A 15,750-nucleotide genomic window follows, 5' to 3' on the forward strand; every position below is an offset into this window, starting at 1 on the left:
GCCGACCGGATCACCGGCTAGTAACCGCTCCGCCGACCGGATCAGTTGGTCACGACGATCCGCGTGTTGCCGAAGCCGACTTCCTTGACCATCGTATAGAAGGTCGCGGCATTGGCCGGATGCAGGCGCACGCAGCCATGCGACGCCGGGCGCCCGAGATTTCTCACCGCCCCGGTGCCATGAATGGCGTAGCCGCCGTGGAAGAACACCGAATAAGGCATCGGCGAGTTGTCATACTTGCGCGAATACCACATCCGAGCGGTCCATTGCGGCCGGTAGCTGCCGCGCGGCGTGAAATAGCCCTTGCGCGCGGTCGACACGTTCCAGCGATAGACCACCTGGCCGTATTTGCTGACGGTCATGGTCTGTGACGAGACGTCGATATTGGCGACCAGCGTGGCCGCCCGGCTTGCGACGGACATGCCGAACAACGCGGTTGCCAGTACGGTTGCCATGAGAACGAACTTTTTCATGCGATCAAACCCCTTTGATTGCCCCCTGCCATTCGCGCGGTTCTTCCATCTTTTTGCCGGCAGATGCGTTAAGTACCACACACTCCTTGACGAATCCGCCAATCCAATGTGGTGAATTTGAACGATTTTCGCGGTATAGTTGCCGCCGCGCCACGCACCCTCTGAAGTTTAGGCGAGGCGTTTGGTCCATGCTTGGCTCGTTGTGCGGCAATGAGCGACTGGTCGCTTGCAAAAGTGCTGCGTTCCTTCTTCAATCCGCCGGATGAATGAACGACTTCTCAAGGCGGTCGAGGACCGGACCGACGACCTCGTTGCGCTGACCGCGGATTTGATCCGCTTTCCGACCGTAAACCCGCCGGGCGAAGCCTACCGGCCATGCGCCGAGTTTCTTGGCGCGCATCTCAGGAAGCTCGGCTTCGAGACCGAGTTTATTCGTGCCGAAGGCGCGCCAGGCGACAGCGACCGCTACCCGCGCGTCAACGTCGTCGCCCGCTTCGACGGCCGCTCGCCCGGTCCCTGCGTGCATTTCAACTCGCATATCGACGTGGTCGAGGCCGGCGAGGGCTGGACCGTTGATCCCTTTGCCGGCGTGGTGAAGGACGGCAAGGTCTATGGCCGCGGCGCCTGCGATATGAAAGGCGGTCTGGCGGCCTCCGTCATCGCGGTCGAAGCCTTCATGGAAATCTATCCCGATTTCCCCGGCGCCATCGAGATATCAGGCACGGCGGACGAGGAATCGGGCGGCTTCGGCGGTGTCGCCCATCTGGCAAGGCTCGGCTATTTCTCGAAGCCGAAAGTCGACCACGTCATCATCCCCGAACCGCTGAACAAGGATCGCATCTGCCTTGGCCATCGCGGCGTCTGGTGGGCCGAGATCGAGACCAAGGGCGAGATCGCGCATGGCTCGATGCCGTTCCTCGGCGACAATGCGGTACGCCACATGGGCGCCGTCCTGCAGGCCTTCGAGGACGAGTTGTTCCCGGCCCTCGACAGCAAGATGACGCGCATGCCGGTGGTGCCGGAAGGCGCCAGGCGCTCGACCATGAACATCAATTCCATCCACGGCGGCCAGACCGAGGATTTCCGGCCGGGGCTTCCCTCGCCCAACGTGCCCGATTGGTGCCGGCTCACCATCGACCGGCGTTTCCTGCTCGAAGAGGACATCGTCGCCGTCAAGGGCGAAGTCACCGGTATTCTCGAACGGCTGAAACGCGAGCGCAAGAAATTCGACTACGAGATCCGCGACCTGATGGAGGTGCTGCCGCTGATGACCGAGCGCGACGCGCCGGTGGTGCAGGCTGTCGCGAAAGGCATCATGGCGGTGTTCGACCGCGAGCCCGACTATGTGATCTCGCCCGGCACCTACGACCAGAAGCATGTCGCGCGCATCGGCCACCTCTATGACTGCATCGCTTACGGCCCGGGCATTCTCGACCTCGCCCACCGGCCCGATGAATGGGTAGGCACCGCCGACATGGTAGAATCGGCCAAGGTGATGGCGATCGGTCTCAACGTGCTTTTGAGAGGGACGACGGGCTAAGAGCAATTCCAGGAAAAGTGTGTCACGGTTTTCCGTCCGGAATTGCGTAAAGACAACGAGATAGAGGGGTTCGGCGTTTTCGTGAAACGCTGAAGCGCTCTAATCGGGACGACGGTGGGAAAAACATTTCCCTCGGCGCCGCTCGGCAGCACGAAACGCAATTTACTCGCGCGCGAAATCACGCTTCTATCCGCCAGCTTGAGCACGTTCGAGCAAATGGGAGTTCAGCGATGAAACTGTGGAAGACCATCCTGGCCGCGGCCGTGCTGTCGCTTGCCGCCGCCACGTCGGCCTTTGCCGCCCGCACCGATCTTACGCTCGGCATCGTGCTCGAGCCGCCGCATCTTGATCCGACCGCCGGCGCGGCCGCGGCCATCGGCGAAATCACCTATGCCAATGTCTTTGAAGGGCTGACGCGCATCGACGACAGCGGCCAGGTTCAGCCCGGTCTAGCCGAGAGCTGGGCCGTCTCCGACGACGGCAAGGTCTTTACGTTCAAGCTGCATTCCGGCGTGAAGTTCCACGATGGCTCGGCCTTCAGCGCCGACGACGTGAAATTCTCGCTGGACCGAGCGCGTGCCAAGGATTCGCTCAATCCGCAAAAGCCGCTCTTTGCGCACATCACCGATGTCACGGCGGTCGATCCAGCGACGGTCAAGGTCACCCTCGACGGTCCGCAGGGCAATTTCCTCTACGACATGGGCCAGGTTGCGGCGGTGATCGTGGGGAAGGGATCGGCCGACGGCAATAAGGACAAGCCGATCGGCACCGGTCCGTTTAAGCTCGATCACTGGGCCAAGGGTTCCGAGATCACGCTCGTCAAGAACCCGGACTACTGGGGTACACCCGCCGCGCTCGACAAGGCGACATTCCGCATCGTTCCCGACGCGGCTGCGGCCGTCCCCGCCTTGCTCTCGGGCGACATCCAGGCTTTCGCCAATATGCCCGCACAGGACGCGCTCAGTCAGGTCCAGTCCGATCCGCGCTTCAGCGTCGTGATCGGCTCGACCGAGGGCGAGACAATCCTGTCGATCAACAACAAGAAGCCGCCCTTCGACAAGCTTGCGGTGCGGCAGGCGCTCGCCTCGGCGATCGATCGCAGTGCCATCATCGACGCGGCCTCGAACGGTCTTGGAAAGCCCATCGGTTCTCATTTCTCGCCAGGCGATGCGGGCTATGTCGATCTCACCGGCGTCTATCCGCACGACATCGCCAAGGCCAAGCAATATCTGAAGGAAGCGGGGCTGGAGAACGGCTTCTCGGCCACGATCAAGCTGCCGCCCGTGCCCTACGCACGCGACGGCGGCCAGGTGATTCAGTCCCAGCTGAAGGAAATCGGGGTCAATCTGCAGATCATTCCGGTCGAGTGGGCAGAGTGGCTGAGCCAGGTCTTCACCAACAAGGACTACGATCTCACGATTGTTTCCCATGTCGAGCCAAACGACATCGATATCTATTCGCGGCCCGGCTACTATTTCCAGTACGACAATCCGAAGTTCAACGATGTCATCAAGGAGCTCGGCGCCACGGTCGACAAGGACAAGAGGCTGGAGCTGCTGGGCGCGGCGCAGAAGATTCTCGCGCACGACGTGCCCGCCGTGTACCTGTTCGAGCTGCCGAAGATCGGCGTCTGGGACGCCAAGCTGCAGGGCATGTGGACGAACTGGCCGATCGAGGCGGATGATCTGACCAAGGTGAAGTGGACCGACTAAGGGCGAAAGTTGCGCTCCGTCGCCCCCCCCTCTGTCCTGCCGGACATCTCCCCCGCAAGGGGGGAGATCAGCAGTTTGCGCGCCGCCGGCATGCCTTCCACGTCGGCGATTGGCGAAAGCGCAAATGAGAGCTCAATCTCCCCCCTTGCGGGGGAGATGTCCGGCAGGACAAAGGGGGGTTGGCGGGAACTCGACCTTTGTCCAGTTACCTTCCCGCACGAACCTGCGGTCTTTCACCTCCCATGACCGCATACCTGCTCAAACGCCTCATCATCGCCGCCCTCACCCTGGTGCTGGCCTCGATGGTGGTGTTCGCGGTCATGGAGATCCTGCCCGGAGACCCGGCGCGCCTGATGCTGGGCCTGAATGCCAGCGCCGAGCAGGTCGAACTGCTGCGCGACCAAATGGGGCTGAACGCGCCGCTGGCAGTGCGCTATCTCCACTGGGCGGCGGGCTTGCTCAGCCTCGATTTCGGCCGCTCCTACACCTATTCGGTGCCTGTCATCGACCTCGTGCGTGAGCGCATTGTCGTCTCCCTGCCGCTGGCGCTGATAGCGCTGGCGCTCTCGACCGTCATCGCCATTCCGGTCGGCGTGTTCTCCGCCAGCCGCCAGGGCCGCGCCGGCGACACGCTCGCCATGGGTGCCGCCCAACTCGGCGTCGCCGTGCCGAATTTCTGGTTCGCGCTGATGCTGATCTATCTGTTCGCCGTCTGGCTGCATCTGGTTCCCGCCGGCGGCTTCCCGGGCTGGAGCGCCGGCATCTGGACTGCGCTGAAGTCCCTGCTGTTGCCGGCCGTCGCTCTGGCGTTGCCGCAGGCGGCTATCCTCGGACGCGTCGCCCGCTCGGCGCTGATCGAGGTGCTCAACGAGGATTACATCCGCACCGCGCGCGCCAAGGGCCTGCCCTATCGCGCCGTGCTGTGGCGCCATGCACTGCGCAACGCCATGATCCCGGTGCTGACCATCCTCGGCCTGCAATTCGCCTTCCTGTTGGCCGGCACCATCATCATCGAGAACGTCTTTTACCTGCCTGGGCTGGGCCGGCTGATCTTCCAGGCCATCACCCAGCGCGACCTGATCGTCGTCGAGAGCATCGTCATGCTGCTGGTCGCCGCCGTGATCCTGATCAACCTCGTTGTCGATTTCTCCTACGCCATCGTCGACCCGCGCCTCAGAGCAATTCCAGGAAAAGTGCGTAGCGGTTTTCCGTCCGGAATTGCGCCAAAACAAATACTGAGAGCGGTTCAGCGATTCCGCGAAACGCGGAACCGCTCGAGAGGCCGGCAATGACCATGCGCGTCGACCTGCCCGAGGAAGCGCTTGCCGGCGTGCTGGCCAAGGCGTTCGGCAACCGCTCCTTCCTGATCGGCCTGATCATCACGCTTCTGGTTGTGGCCATCGCGCTCGTCTCCTTTGTCTGGACGCCTTACGACGTCACCAGGCTGGTGATCGCCGACAAGACGCAGGCGCCCTCCTGGGCGCACTGGTTCGGCACCGACCATTTCGGCCGCGACATCCTGTCGATGATCATGGTCGGCGCCCGCAATTCGATCGCCGTCGCGCTGGTCGCGGTCGGCATCGGCATGGGCATCGGCGTGCCGCTTGGCGCCTTCGCGGCGGCGCGCGGCGGGATCGTCGACGAGGCGTTGATGCGCCTCAACGATCTCGTCTTCGCCTTTCCGGCCTTGCTCTCGGCAATCATGATCACCGCGATCTTCGGCCCGGGTGCCGTCAACGCCATCATCGCCATCGGCATCTTCAACATCCCGGTCTTCGCCCGCGTGGCGCGGGCTGGCGCTTTAGCCATCTGGCCGCGCGAGTTCATCCTTGCCGCGCGCGCCGCCGGCAAGGGCATGACACAGATCACCGTCGAGCACATCCTGCCCAACATCGCGACGCTGCTCTTGGTCCAGGGCACGATCCAGTTCGCGCTGGGCATCCTCGCCGAAACCGGGCTCTCCTATGTCGGCCTCGGCGCCCAACCGCCGATGCCGAGCTGGGGCCGCATGCTGTTCGATGCCCAGACGCGCATGGTGACCGCGCCCTGGATGGCGATCTTTCCCGGCATGGCCATCGTCGTCACCGTGCTTGGGCTGAACCTACTCGGCGACGGCATCGCCGACATCCTCGATCCGAAATCGCGGCGGCGCCGATGAGCCTGCTCGAAGTCGAGAACCTGTCGCTGGCGATCGGCGCCACCCCAATCCTGAAAGGCGTCGAGCTGACAATCGCACCCGGCGAGGTCGTCGGCCTGGTCGGCGAATCCGGCTCCGGCAAGTCGATGACGGCGCTGACGATCATGCGGCTTTTGCCGCATCTGGCACGCGCCGATGGCCGCGTCGCCTTCGACGGCATCGACATCCTGGGCGCGACGGAAGACCAGATGTGCGCCCTGCGCGGCGACGACATCGGCATGGTTTTCCAGGAGCCGATGACGGCGCTCAACCCGGTCAAGACCATCGGCGAGCAGGTCGCTGAAGGCATCCGCTGGCACACCAAGGCGGGCCGGGCCGAGGCCGAGGCGCGCGCGCGAAAAATCCTCGACCGGGTCGGGCTGCCTGAAGCCAAATTCCCGCTGTCGCGCTACCCGCACGAACTGTCGGGCGGCCAGCGCCAGCGCGTCGTCATTGCCATCGCCTGCGCGCTGAAGCCGAAGCTCCTGATCGCCGACGAGCCGACGACGGCGCTCGACGTGGTGCTGCAGGCGCAGATCCTCGACCTTTTGCGCGACCTGGTCCGCGAGAACCGCATGGGGCTCCTGCTCATCTCGCACGACCTCGCGGTCGTGACCGAAATGGCCGATCGCCTGACCATCCTGCGCCGTGGCGAGGTGACGGAGGCCGGCGACACCGCCCGCACGCTGTCGGAGCAACAGCATCCCTACACGCGCGAGCTGGCGCTCGCCTCGATGCATGTGCCGGCGCGCCCGAAACCGCACCTTGCCGGCTCGGCAAAGCCCCTGCTCGAAGTCGAAAACATCGGCCGGGACTATCCAGGACGACGCCTGTCCCTGTTCCGGCCGGCGCAGCCGATCCGCGCCGTCGACGATGTCTCGCTCACCATCGAGCCTGCGCAATCGGTGGCGCTCGTCGGCCGCTCGGGCTGCGGCAAATCCACCCTTGCCCGCATGATCCTTGCCTTGGACAAGCCGACGGCGGGCACGATCCGCTTTCGCGGCGAGGCCATCACGGGCAAGCCGGAACAGGCGCTGAAGCCAGCCCGGCGCGACATGCAGGTTGTGTTCCAGGATCCTTACGGCTCCTTCGACCCGCGCCAGAAGGTGGAGAAGCTGGTGGCCGAGCCGTTGCATCTTCTGGAAAAGCAGCCGACGCAGGCCGAGCGCCGCGAGATGGTCGCGCATGCGCTCGATGAGGTCGGGCTCGGTCCGCGCGACATGGACAAATATCCGCATGAATTCTCAGGCGGCCAGCGCCAGCGCCTGTCGATCGCCCGCGCCATCATCACGCGCCCGAAGCTGGTGGTCGCCGACGAGCCGGTCTCGGCGCTGGATGTCTCGATCCGCGCCCAGATCCTCGATCTTTTCGCCGAGCTCAACCAGAAGCTCGGCATCGCCTATCTCTTCATCACCCATGACCTGACGGTCGCCCGCGCCATGGCGGACGAGGTGCTGGTCATGCATGAAGGCAAGATCGTTGAGCGCGGCCGGGCCGCCGACGTGCTCGACCATCCGCGCTCGGAAGCGGCGCAGGCGCTGGTCGCGGCGGCGCCCGACCTTCACCGCGCCATCGCCCGCAAAATGCAAGAACAGGGGTAGTTCAGCCTTCCGGCTTGACCAAATCGACGGGGCTGATGTCGAGCAGGTCGAGCGTGCGGCGCAGAAGCTTCACCTCGCTCTCCGCCAGCTTGGAATCGGCCTTGGCGATCTCGGCCATGTGGCGCGCAAGCAGCTTTCGGCGCTCGACATCGAGGTCGCGGAACAGCGCGATCGCCTGCGAGCCGTTGGTCTCGTAGCCGTAGTCGTTGAGATATTCGATGACGCTGTCGATCGAGGCTTCGGGGATGCCGAAGGCTTCCCTGCAGATGCGCCGGAAAACGACCATCTCGCTCTCCGAGACCGAGCCGTCGGCCAGGATCATGCGGAACAGCATCAAGAGTTCAGCCGACAGCACCGGATCGTCCGCCACCTTGCGAACACCCGGGTCACCGTCGAAGATCGAACGTATCTGGTCGAGCAGCGCCATCCACCAAGCTCCCTTTGCGATTCCGCCTGATTGTTAGCGTGGAATTGGTCTTGCGCAAACTGGTGGAGCGTGATGGAAGCTGCGCCTTCCTTCCAGGCGCCCCTCCCCATGATCGACCTTACCCTGCAGACCGTTCTCATCCTCATTGCTGCCGCCTTTGCCGCGGGCTTCGTCGACTCGATCGCCGGCGGCGGCGGGCTGATCACCATCCCGGCGCTGCTGCTTGCTGGCTTCTCGCCGGTGGCCGCGCTCGGCACGAACAAGCTGCAAGGGATGTTCGGCTCCGGCTCGGCGACTATCCATTATGCCGCCAACGGTCAGGTCGACCTGCGCCGCCAGCTGCCGTCAGCGCTGCTGGCGCTTGTCGGCGGCGCCATCGGTGCATTGCTTGCGACCGTCGTGCCCGGCGATTTCCTGCGCGCCCTGCTGCCGCTGCTCCTGATCGCCATCGCGCTCTATTTCGCGCTGAAGCCTAACATGGACGACGTCGACCGCGCCGAACGGCTGTCGCCTTTCCTGTTCGGGCTGATCATCCCGCCACTGGTCGGCTTCTATGACGGCGTCTTCGGTCCTGGCGCCGGCTCCTTCTACATGCTCGCCTTCGTCACGCTCGCCGGCTATGGCGTGCTCAAGGCGACGGCGCACACCAAGCTGCTCAATTTCGCCTCCAACATCGGCGGCTTCGTCGTCTTCGCCGCCGTCGGCGTCATCGACTGGAAGATCGGGCTGATGATGGGCGTGGCGCAGTTCATCGGCGCCCGGGTCGGCGCGAGCCTTGCCATCCGCATCGGCGCAAAGCTGATCAAGCCGCTGCTGGTCGTCGTCTGCCTGGCGCTCGCCGCGAAGCTGCTGGCCGACCCGGCCAATCCCTTGCGCCAGCTCATTGGTGTGTGAGGCGCTTGCTGGTAGAATCCGGGTGTTGCGAATCATGTTGGAGGGACCAGACATGAATCTCAGTGCACCCACCCAGCTCGTGTTCATCATTTCGTTGGTCATCGCCATTATCGGCCTTCTCGCCGCTCTTGGCCTGCTTGCATTCATTCCGCTTGCGTCCGTTTGGATCATGCTCATCGCCTATATCGTGCTCGCCGCCGGCTGTTTGATGCGCGGTGCTTGAAATTCGCAGATCTTAGGCAACTCGGAGCGCCCGGCCATGCCGGGCGCTTTTGATTCGAGGGCGCGGTCTGCTAGGCTTGCGCCATGTCCGACGAGCCAGAGCGCCATCGACAGGATAATCGCTCTCCCGCCCTCCATTTCGAGATGGTCCGGCGCAAGCCAGCCGTGCCGCTGGCGGGCATCGTCACGGATATCTGCGGCTATCGCGAGATTTGGCCCGGCCATTTCCACATTGTCGAATATGCATCGCTCACCGTGCCGCTGGTGATCAGCTTCGCCGAAGCCTTCGCCATCGGGCTCGGCCGCAGCCCGGGCGACGATGACCGTTATGCCAGCTTCGCCGCCGGCCTCTATGCCGGGCCGGTCATGATCGAATCCTTCGGCGGTGCCTGCTGCGTCCAGGTCAACTTCACGCCGCTTGGCGCAAGGCAATTCTTCGGCCTGCCGATGAGCGAGCTGCGGGACCGCATGGTCGGGCTGGACGACGCGCTGGGCTTCGACGGCATCGCATTGCGCGAGCGGCTTGGCGAGGCGTCGAACTGGGGCGCGCGCTTCGACATTGCTGAGGGCTTTGTCGCCGGCCGCCTCGCAGAGGCCAAGGCGCTCTCATCGGAAATCGCCTGGGCCTACAGGACGGTCATCGCGTCGGGCGGTCGTACCCGCATTGCTGTGCTCGCCAGCGAGATCGGCTGGAGCCGCAAGCACCTGGCAGCCAAATTCACCGACGCGATCGGCATAGGCCCGAAGACCTTGTCGCGCATCGTACGCTTCAACCGTGCGCTTTCCCTGTCGAAGCAGCAGGACGACGACTGGGCCGGCATCGCCTCCGATTGCGGCTATGCCGACCAGGCGCATCTGGTGCGCGAATTCCGCCAGCTTGCCGGCGAAACGCCGAAGGCGCTCGCGGCGTCGATTTAGGCCCAGGCGAGGTAACATTTCTTCAAGACGCCGAGGCGGCCATGCTCGACACTGGCTGTCGACGCGAAACAAGGAGATCGTCATGGCCACCGCAACGCAAGCACCTCGTATTTATCCAGCCCTGCGCTACAGGAACGCGGCCAGAATGATCGACTGGCTCTGCGAGGCCTTTGGCTTCGAGATACGCGCCCGCTATGGCGAGGGCGACATCGTCCACCACGCGGAACTGGCGTTCGGGTCCTCGATGATCATGCTGGGCAGCGCGCGCGACGACGATTACGGCAAGATGGTCGGCGAGCCCGGCGGCGGCGGCGGCAAGTCCATCTACATTGCCGTCGATGACGCCGACGCCGCGTATGCGCGTGCCAAGAAGGCCGGCGCGAAAATCATCCAGGAACTGGTCGACCGCGACTATGGCAGCCGCGAGTTCATCTGCCTCGATCCGGAAGGCAATGTCTGGTCCTTCGGCACCTATTGGCCGAAGGCGGGGGAGAAGGCGTAGGAAGTCTCACTGACATTGGGGATTGACGACAGCATCCCAACTTCGTCATCCACGGGCGAAGCGGGAGCGCAGCGGACGCGTAGACCCGAGGATCCATTCCGTGACCTTGATCGAAGGGCTCAGCGGAGCAGAATTCTGGACCGTGGAAACGCCTCGACATCACGGAATGGATTCTATGGTCTGCGCGCGTCGCTTCGCTCCTTGCTCCGCCATAGAATGACGACCAGATGAGCGTTTTCGCCAATCGCGGACGTGTTGGTAACAGGCCTATCGCGCCAGTCCGAAAATCGCGTCGCAGTCGAGATGCCGCTCCAGCTCGGCCGCGACCTCGTCCAGCGCCTTCTCGACGTCCGCGCGATAGTCGATGCCGCCTCCCTTGACGCCAAGGCTCTCCAGATACGCGGCGCGAAAAGCGTCGGCGGAAAACAGCCCGTGCAGATAGGTGCCGATCACCTTGCCGTCGGCGGAGACCGCACCGTCCTCGACGCCGTTGAGGATCGACGACGGCCGCGCCGTGTCAGGGCCGGTGGTGCGGCCGAGATGAATCTCATAGCCCTCCAGCGGCAGGCCGAACTGCACCGAATGCGCGCTTGAATTGCGCACGGTCTTTTCCGGCTCCATCACCGTTTCGATGTCGAGCAGGCCAAGACCCTCGGCTTCGGTCACGCTGCCTTCGATGCCGTCGGGGTCGCGCACCATGCGGCCGAGCATCTGGTAGCCGCCGCAGATGCCGACGACATGGCCGCCGCGCTTGCGATGCGCGAGAAGATCGCGATCCCAGCCATTCTCGCGGAATTTGATGAGATCGCCGATCGTCGACTTCGAGCCGGGGATGACGACCAGCCCGGCATCTTCCGGCAGCCTCTTGCCCGGCGGCACGAACACCACCTCGACCTGCGGCTCGGCTTTCAGCGGATCGAGATCGTCGAAATTGGCGATGCGCGCCAGCATCGGCACAGCCACCTTCAGCGCCCGTTTCTCGCCGGAAGCGAGACGCTCCAGCACGACGGAATCCTCCGAAGGCAGCCGCCCAGCCGCCTTCAGCCACGGCACGACGCCGAAGCAGCGCCAGCCGGTGAACTTGTCGATCGCCTTGATGCCGTCGTCGAACAACGAGACATCGCCGCGGAACTTGTTGATGAGGTAGCCAACGATCATGCGCCGGTCTTCTTCCGGCAGGATGAGATGCGTGCCGGCCACCGAAGCGATGACGCCGCCGCGGTCGATGTCGCCGACCAGGATCACCGGCACATTGGCGCGCGTGGCAAAACCCATATTGGCGATGTCGCGGCTGCGGAGATTGATCTCGGCCGGCGAGCCGGCGCCTTCGACGATCACCAAATCGGCGCCCTCGCCCACCTTGGCCCAGGACTCCAGCACCGCGTCCATCAGTTCGGCTTTCATCGCCTGGTAGTCGCGCGCCCTCGCCTCGCCATGGACCTTGCCCTGAACCACCACTTGCGAGCCTATATCGCTCTGCGGCTTGAGCAGCACCGGGTTCATATGGACGGTCGGCCTCACTCCGCAGGCCAGCGCCTGCAGCCATTGCCCGCGGCCGATCTCGCCTTCGCCGCCCTTGTCGCGGCCGGGAATGTCGGCAACGGCGGCGTTGTTCGACATGTTCTGCGGCTTGAACGGCCTGACCTTCAGCCCGCGATTCTTCGCGGCGCGGCAAAGCCCCGCGACCAGCACCGTCTTGCCGACATCCGAGCCGGTGCCCTGCAGCATGATCGCTTTGGCCATCAGCCCCTGCCTCCCGAGCCGATCGTCGACTTCTGCGCCAGCGGCCCGCCGCGCCACAGATAGAGCGCCATCAGCGGTTCCCTGCCCGTGCGCATGGCATGGCTGACGTTGGAGGCGTGGTGAATGATCTCGCCTGCGTCGCGAGTATGGAAACCGCTCTCGCCCATCCGCCATTCCGTGCCGCCGGTCAGCGGGACGTAGATTTCCTCGGCGATGTGGTGATGGTCGGGATAGACGATGTCCGGCCCGAGCATCAGCAGCCCGGCCGCAACCGCGTCATTGACGAAATGTCCACGCGCGCCGAACACTTCCAGCCAGCCGTAATTGTCGACAAAGCCCTGCCCGAAATCGGCGGCGGTATAGGTCTGCCCCCAACGCAGCTCGGCCCGATGATCGGCAACGAACCGCGCCAGCGGCTTGGCGTCGGCCGACGCAAGCTCGGCGATGCGATCGAGATGGCCAAGGCAGCCAAGCACCCGCGGTTCGAGCGAACGGACAGGCATGTCCCAGCCGATGCGCGCGACTTCGTCCGCGACCAGATTATTGTCGACGCCGGCGAGATAGGCGTGGAACCGCTCCAGCAACTCATCGAAAATTGTCGGCACGTACGAGCTCCGTTGGTCATTTCACGCACAGCCGGTCCGCAGGAAGCCGGGTTGCGCGGCGGCATCATTGGTCTAGATTGACCGGTGCGCAAAGCCAAAAACGACAGGCCAGAAGGCCTGAAACGACAGGGAGCACGCCATGGACGCGGCAGTCGATGCGGGCACTGGCCAGTTCGAGCTCAACGAGGAACAGCGCGCCATCCAGGAGATGACCCAGGCCTTCGCGGCGGACCGCGTCGCGCCCAATGCGCTCGACTGGGACAAGGCAAAGCACTTTCCCGCCGATGTGATCCGCGAGACTGGCCCGCTCGGCCTGGGCGGCATTTATGTGCGCGACGATGTCGGCGGCTCGGCGCTCGGGCGACTGGACGCGGTGCTGATCTTCGAGGCGTTGGCCCACGCCGACCCGGCCTTCTCCTCCTTCATTTCCATCCACAACATGGCCGCCTCGATGATCGACCGCTTCGGCTCAGACGAGCAGCGCCGGCGCTTCCTACCGAAACTGACCTCGATGGAATGGCTGGCGAGCTATTGCCTGACCGAGCCCGGCTCAGGCTCGGATGCGGCCGCGCTGAAGACGCGCGCGGTAAAGAGCGGCGGCGACTATGTCTTGAACGGCGCCAAGCAGTTCATCTCCGGTGCCGGCGACAGCGACCTTTATGTCGTGATGGCGCGCACCGGCGCGGACGGGCCGAAAGGCATCTCGACCTTCGTCGTGCCCAAGGATGCGCCGGGCCTTTCCTTCGGCGCCAACGAGCACAAGATGGGCTGGCACATGCAGTCGACCCGCCAGGTCGTCTTCGAGGACTGCAAGGTGCCGGCCGAGAACCTGCTTGCCGCGGAAGGCGCCGGCTTCGGCATTGCCATGGCGGGGCTCGATGGCGGCCGACTCAACATCGCCGCCTGTTCGCTCGGCGGCGCGCAGTCGGCGCTCGACAAGGCGCTGGCCTATACGGCCGAGCGCAAGGCCTTCGGCTCCAAGATCAACCAGTTCCAGGCGCTGCAATTCAGGCTGGCCGACATGGAGACGGAGCTGCAGGCGGCCCGCATCTTCCTCTACGCCGCCGCTTCCAAGCTCGACAGCAAGGCGCCGGACGCCGGCAAATGGTCGGCGATGGCCAAGCGCTTCGTCACCGATATCGGCTTCGACATCGCCAACCAGGCGCTGCAGCTGCACGGCGGCTACGGCTATCTGCACGACTACGGCATCGAGAAGCTGGTGCGCGACCTGCGTGTCCACCAGATCCTCGAAGGCACCAACGAGATCATGCGCGTCATCATCGCACGCTCGCTGATTGGTAGGCAGTAGGCAGTAGGCAGTAGGCAGTAGGCAGTAGGCAGTAGGGAAAGATGACCGGCAAGATCAACTCGTACAAGGACTTGATCGTCTGGCAGCAGGCCATGGATTTGGCCGTGGCTACCTACTCTTTGACCAAGGCATGGCCAAAAGAGGAATTGTACGGGCTGACCAGCCAAATCCGCCGCTCCGCCACGTCTATCCCTGCAAACATTGCGGAAGGTTACGGCCGAGATAACACCGGCTCTTACCAGCAGTTTCTCAGGATAGCCCAAGGCTCTCTAAAGGAGCTCGAGACACACCTCCAGATCGCTGAACGCATCGGCCTGACCACTCGTGATGAGGTTCATCATATGCTGTCAGCCACGGAAGCCATCGGAAAAATGCTTCGCCAGCTTATTATCAAGCTCGCACCTGAGTAGACCCCCTACTGCCTACTGCCCACTGCCTACTGCCTACTGCCTACTGCCTACTGCCTACTGCCTACTGCCTACTGCCTACTGCCTACTGCCTACCTGGGAGCACCACTATGACGACGATCGCCTTCATTGGTCTCGGCAACATGGGTAATCCCATGGCTGCCAATTTGGTCAAGGCCGGCCATCCGGTGTTGGGTTTCGACCTCATGCCCGAGAACCTAGCCGTCGCTAAGGAACATGGCGTCACCGTCATGGCGAACGCCGTCGTCGCGGTGAAGGACGCCGATGTCGTCATCACCATGCTGCCCGCCGGCAAGCATGTGCTGTCGGTTTATGACGACATCGCGCCCAAGGCGAAGAAAGGCGCGCTGTTCATCGATTCCTCGACCATCGACGTCGAATCGGCTCGCAAGGCGCATGCGATTGCCGCGAAGCATGGCCTGCAATCGATCGATGCCCCGGTCTCCGGCGGCACAGGCGGCGCCACGGCCGGTACCCTCACCTTCATGGCCGGCGGCTCCGATGAGGCTTTCGCTGTCGCCGAGCCGATCCTGAAGCCGATGGCCGGGCGGGTCGTCCATTGCGGCGGCGACGGCGCCGGGCAGGCGGCCAAGATCTGCAACAACATGATCCTCGGCATCTCGATGATCGGCGTCGCCGAAGCCTTCGTGCTCGCCGAAAAGCTCGGCCTGTCGCACCAGGCGCTGTACGACGTCGCCTCCACCTCGTCGGGCCAATGCTGGTCGCTGACCACCTATTGCCCGGTCCCCGGCCCTGTTCCGGCCTCGCCGGCCAACCGCGACTACAAGCCCGGCTTTGCCGCGGCCCTGATGCTAAAGGACCTGAAATTGTCGCAGGAAGCCGCGCAGGGCGCGGGCGCCGTGACCCCGCTCGGCGCCGAAGCCACGCAGCTCTATGCCTTGTTCAACGCCCAAGGTCATGCCGGCGCCGATTTTTCCGGCATTATTAATTTCCTGCGCGGAAATCCGTCGTAAGCTACTGATTTTAAAAGGCTATTTTCGATATCCGCCGGTCAGAAGCCGGCAAATTTAGATTTGCTTAAGGTCTCGCTAACGCACCGGTAACGATGTGCCTTTAAAACGGACTGCGAGGCGGACATCGCGTCTGCCCGGCGCTCCGGATCAGGTCTCGCGTACCGGAGCCCGTAAATTTCGCAAGTATTCTCGTAGCGAAATGCCATGTGTATCTGGCAAAGCCGCG

16 protein-coding genes are annotated in these 15,750 nt (G+C 63.8%); 12 read left to right on the plus strand and 4 right to left on the minus strand.

The window, feature by feature from the left end:
- Positions 1 to 41 precede the first annotated feature (41 nt).
- Positions 42 to 473, minus strand: a complete 432-nt coding sequence (locus FJ956_RS16540) for a L,D-transpeptidase (protein ID WP_140678085.1) — start codon at positions 471 to 473, stop codon at positions 42 to 44.
- A 262-nt stretch (positions 474 to 735) separates the two neighbouring features.
- On the opposite strand from FJ956_RS16540, the gene FJ956_RS16545 reads away from it, so the two are divergent.
- From FJ956_RS16545 to FJ956_RS16565, 5 genes are all read left to right on the plus strand, one after another.
- On the plus strand, positions 736 to 2,013 hold the full coding sequence (locus FJ956_RS16545) for an acetylornithine deacetylase/succinyl-diaminopimelate desuccinylase family protein (protein WP_140678081.1): 1,278 nt from the start codon (positions 736 to 738) through the stop codon (positions 2,011 to 2,013).
- A gap of 230 nt (positions 2,014 to 2,243) precedes the next feature.
- Positions 2,244 to 3,725, plus strand: a complete 1,482-nt coding sequence (locus FJ956_RS16550) for an ABC transporter substrate-binding protein (protein WP_140678079.1) — start codon at positions 2,244 to 2,246, stop codon at positions 3,723 to 3,725.
- Between the two features lie 242 nt (positions 3,726 to 3,967).
- Entirely contained in the window at positions 3,968 to 5,017 is a 1,050-nt protein-coding gene (locus FJ956_RS16555) for an ABC transporter permease (protein ID WP_246672079.1), read from the plus strand.
- Positions 5,014 to 5,883: an ABC transporter permease gene (locus tag FJ956_RS16560; RefSeq protein WP_140678077.1), complete on the plus strand. Its 870-nt coding sequence runs from the start codon at positions 5,014 to 5,016 to the stop codon at positions 5,881 to 5,883. The genes FJ956_RS16555 and FJ956_RS16560 overlap by 4 nt, the downstream gene beginning before the upstream one ends.
- The gene (locus FJ956_RS16565) at positions 5,880 to 7,502 is read left to right on the plus strand and encodes a dipeptide ABC transporter ATP-binding protein (protein ID WP_140678075.1); all 1,623 of its coding nucleotides are present in this window, start codon (positions 5,880 to 5,882) and stop codon (positions 7,500 to 7,502) included. Before FJ956_RS16560 ends, FJ956_RS16565 begins: the two co-directional genes overlap by 4 nt.
- Before the next feature lies 1 nt (position 7,503).
- On the opposite strand, the gene FJ956_RS16570 is transcribed toward FJ956_RS16565, so the two are convergent.
- A complete protein-coding gene (locus FJ956_RS16570; RefSeq protein WP_140678073.1) occupies positions 7,504 to 7,929 on the minus strand; it encodes a TerB family tellurite resistance protein in 426 nt (141 codons plus the stop codon).
- Positions 7,930 to 8,037: 108 nt separating this feature from the next.
- On the opposite strand from FJ956_RS16570, the gene FJ956_RS16575 reads away from it, so the two are divergent.
- The 4 genes from FJ956_RS16575 (at position 8,038) to FJ956_RS16590 (ending at position 10,465) form a co-directional block, all read left to right on the plus strand.
- Positions 8,038 to 8,823, plus strand: coding sequence for a TSUP family transporter (locus FJ956_RS16575; protein ID WP_140678071.1), 786 nt, complete (start codon positions 8,038 to 8,040; stop codon positions 8,821 to 8,823).
- A 52-nt stretch (positions 8,824 to 8,875) separates the two neighbouring features.
- Complete coding sequence (locus FJ956_RS16580) at positions 8,876 to 9,046, plus strand: hypothetical protein (RefSeq protein WP_140678069.1); 171 nt, start codon at positions 8,876 to 8,878, stop codon at positions 9,044 to 9,046.
- A gap of 83 nt (positions 9,047 to 9,129) precedes the next feature.
- On the plus strand, positions 9,130 to 9,963 hold the full coding sequence (locus tag FJ956_RS16585) for an AraC family transcriptional regulator (RefSeq protein WP_140678067.1): 834 nt from the start codon (positions 9,130 to 9,132) through the stop codon (positions 9,961 to 9,963).
- 82 nt (positions 9,964 to 10,045) lie between these two features.
- Positions 10,046 to 10,465 carry a VOC family protein gene (locus FJ956_RS16590; protein WP_140678065.1) on the plus strand — a complete coding sequence of 140 codons (420 nt, stop codon included), beginning with the start codon at positions 10,046 to 10,048 and terminating at the stop codon, positions 10,463 to 10,465.
- A 267-nt stretch (positions 10,466 to 10,732) separates the two neighbouring features.
- On the opposite strand, the gene FJ956_RS16595 is transcribed toward FJ956_RS16590, so the two are convergent.
- Both FJ956_RS16595 and FJ956_RS16600 read right to left on the minus strand, forming a co-directional pair.
- Positions 10,733 to 12,208 carry a cobyric acid synthase gene (locus FJ956_RS16595; protein WP_140678063.1) on the minus strand — a complete coding sequence of 492 codons (1,476 nt, stop codon included), beginning with the start codon at positions 12,206 to 12,208 and terminating at the stop codon, positions 10,733 to 10,735.
- The gene (locus tag FJ956_RS16600; RefSeq protein WP_140678060.1) at positions 12,208 to 12,813 is read right to left on the minus strand and encodes a dimethylsulfonioproprionate lyase family protein; all 606 of its coding nucleotides are present in this window, start codon (positions 12,811 to 12,813) and stop codon (positions 12,208 to 12,210) included. The genes FJ956_RS16595 and FJ956_RS16600 overlap by 1 nt, the downstream gene beginning before the upstream one ends.
- A gap of 139 nt (positions 12,814 to 12,952) precedes the next feature.
- Here FJ956_RS16600 and FJ956_RS16605 point away from each other — a divergent pair, with 139 nt between their 5' ends.
- From FJ956_RS16605 to mmsB, 3 genes are all read left to right on the plus strand, one after another.
- Positions 12,953 to 14,122 (plus strand): isobutyryl-CoA dehydrogenase, encoded by a 1,170-nt coding sequence (locus tag FJ956_RS16605; RefSeq protein WP_140678058.1) that lies wholly within the window; start codon positions 12,953 to 12,955, stop codon positions 14,120 to 14,122.
- 41 nt (positions 14,123 to 14,163) lie between these two features.
- Entirely contained in the window at positions 14,164 to 14,532 is a 369-nt protein-coding gene (locus tag FJ956_RS16610; protein ID WP_140678056.1) for a four helix bundle protein, read from the plus strand.
- Positions 14,533 to 14,639: 107 nt separating this feature from the next.
- Complete coding sequence (gene mmsB / locus FJ956_RS16615; protein ID WP_140678806.1) at positions 14,640 to 15,524, plus strand: 3-hydroxyisobutyrate dehydrogenase; 885 nt, start codon at positions 14,640 to 14,642, stop codon at positions 15,522 to 15,524.
- Positions 15,525 to 15,750: the final 226 nt, after the last annotated feature.

Origin of the sequence: Mesorhizobium sp. B2-4-3, from assembly GCF_006442815.1 — a bacterium.
GTDB lineage: Bacteria > Pseudomonadota > Alphaproteobacteria > Rhizobiales > Rhizobiaceae > Mesorhizobium.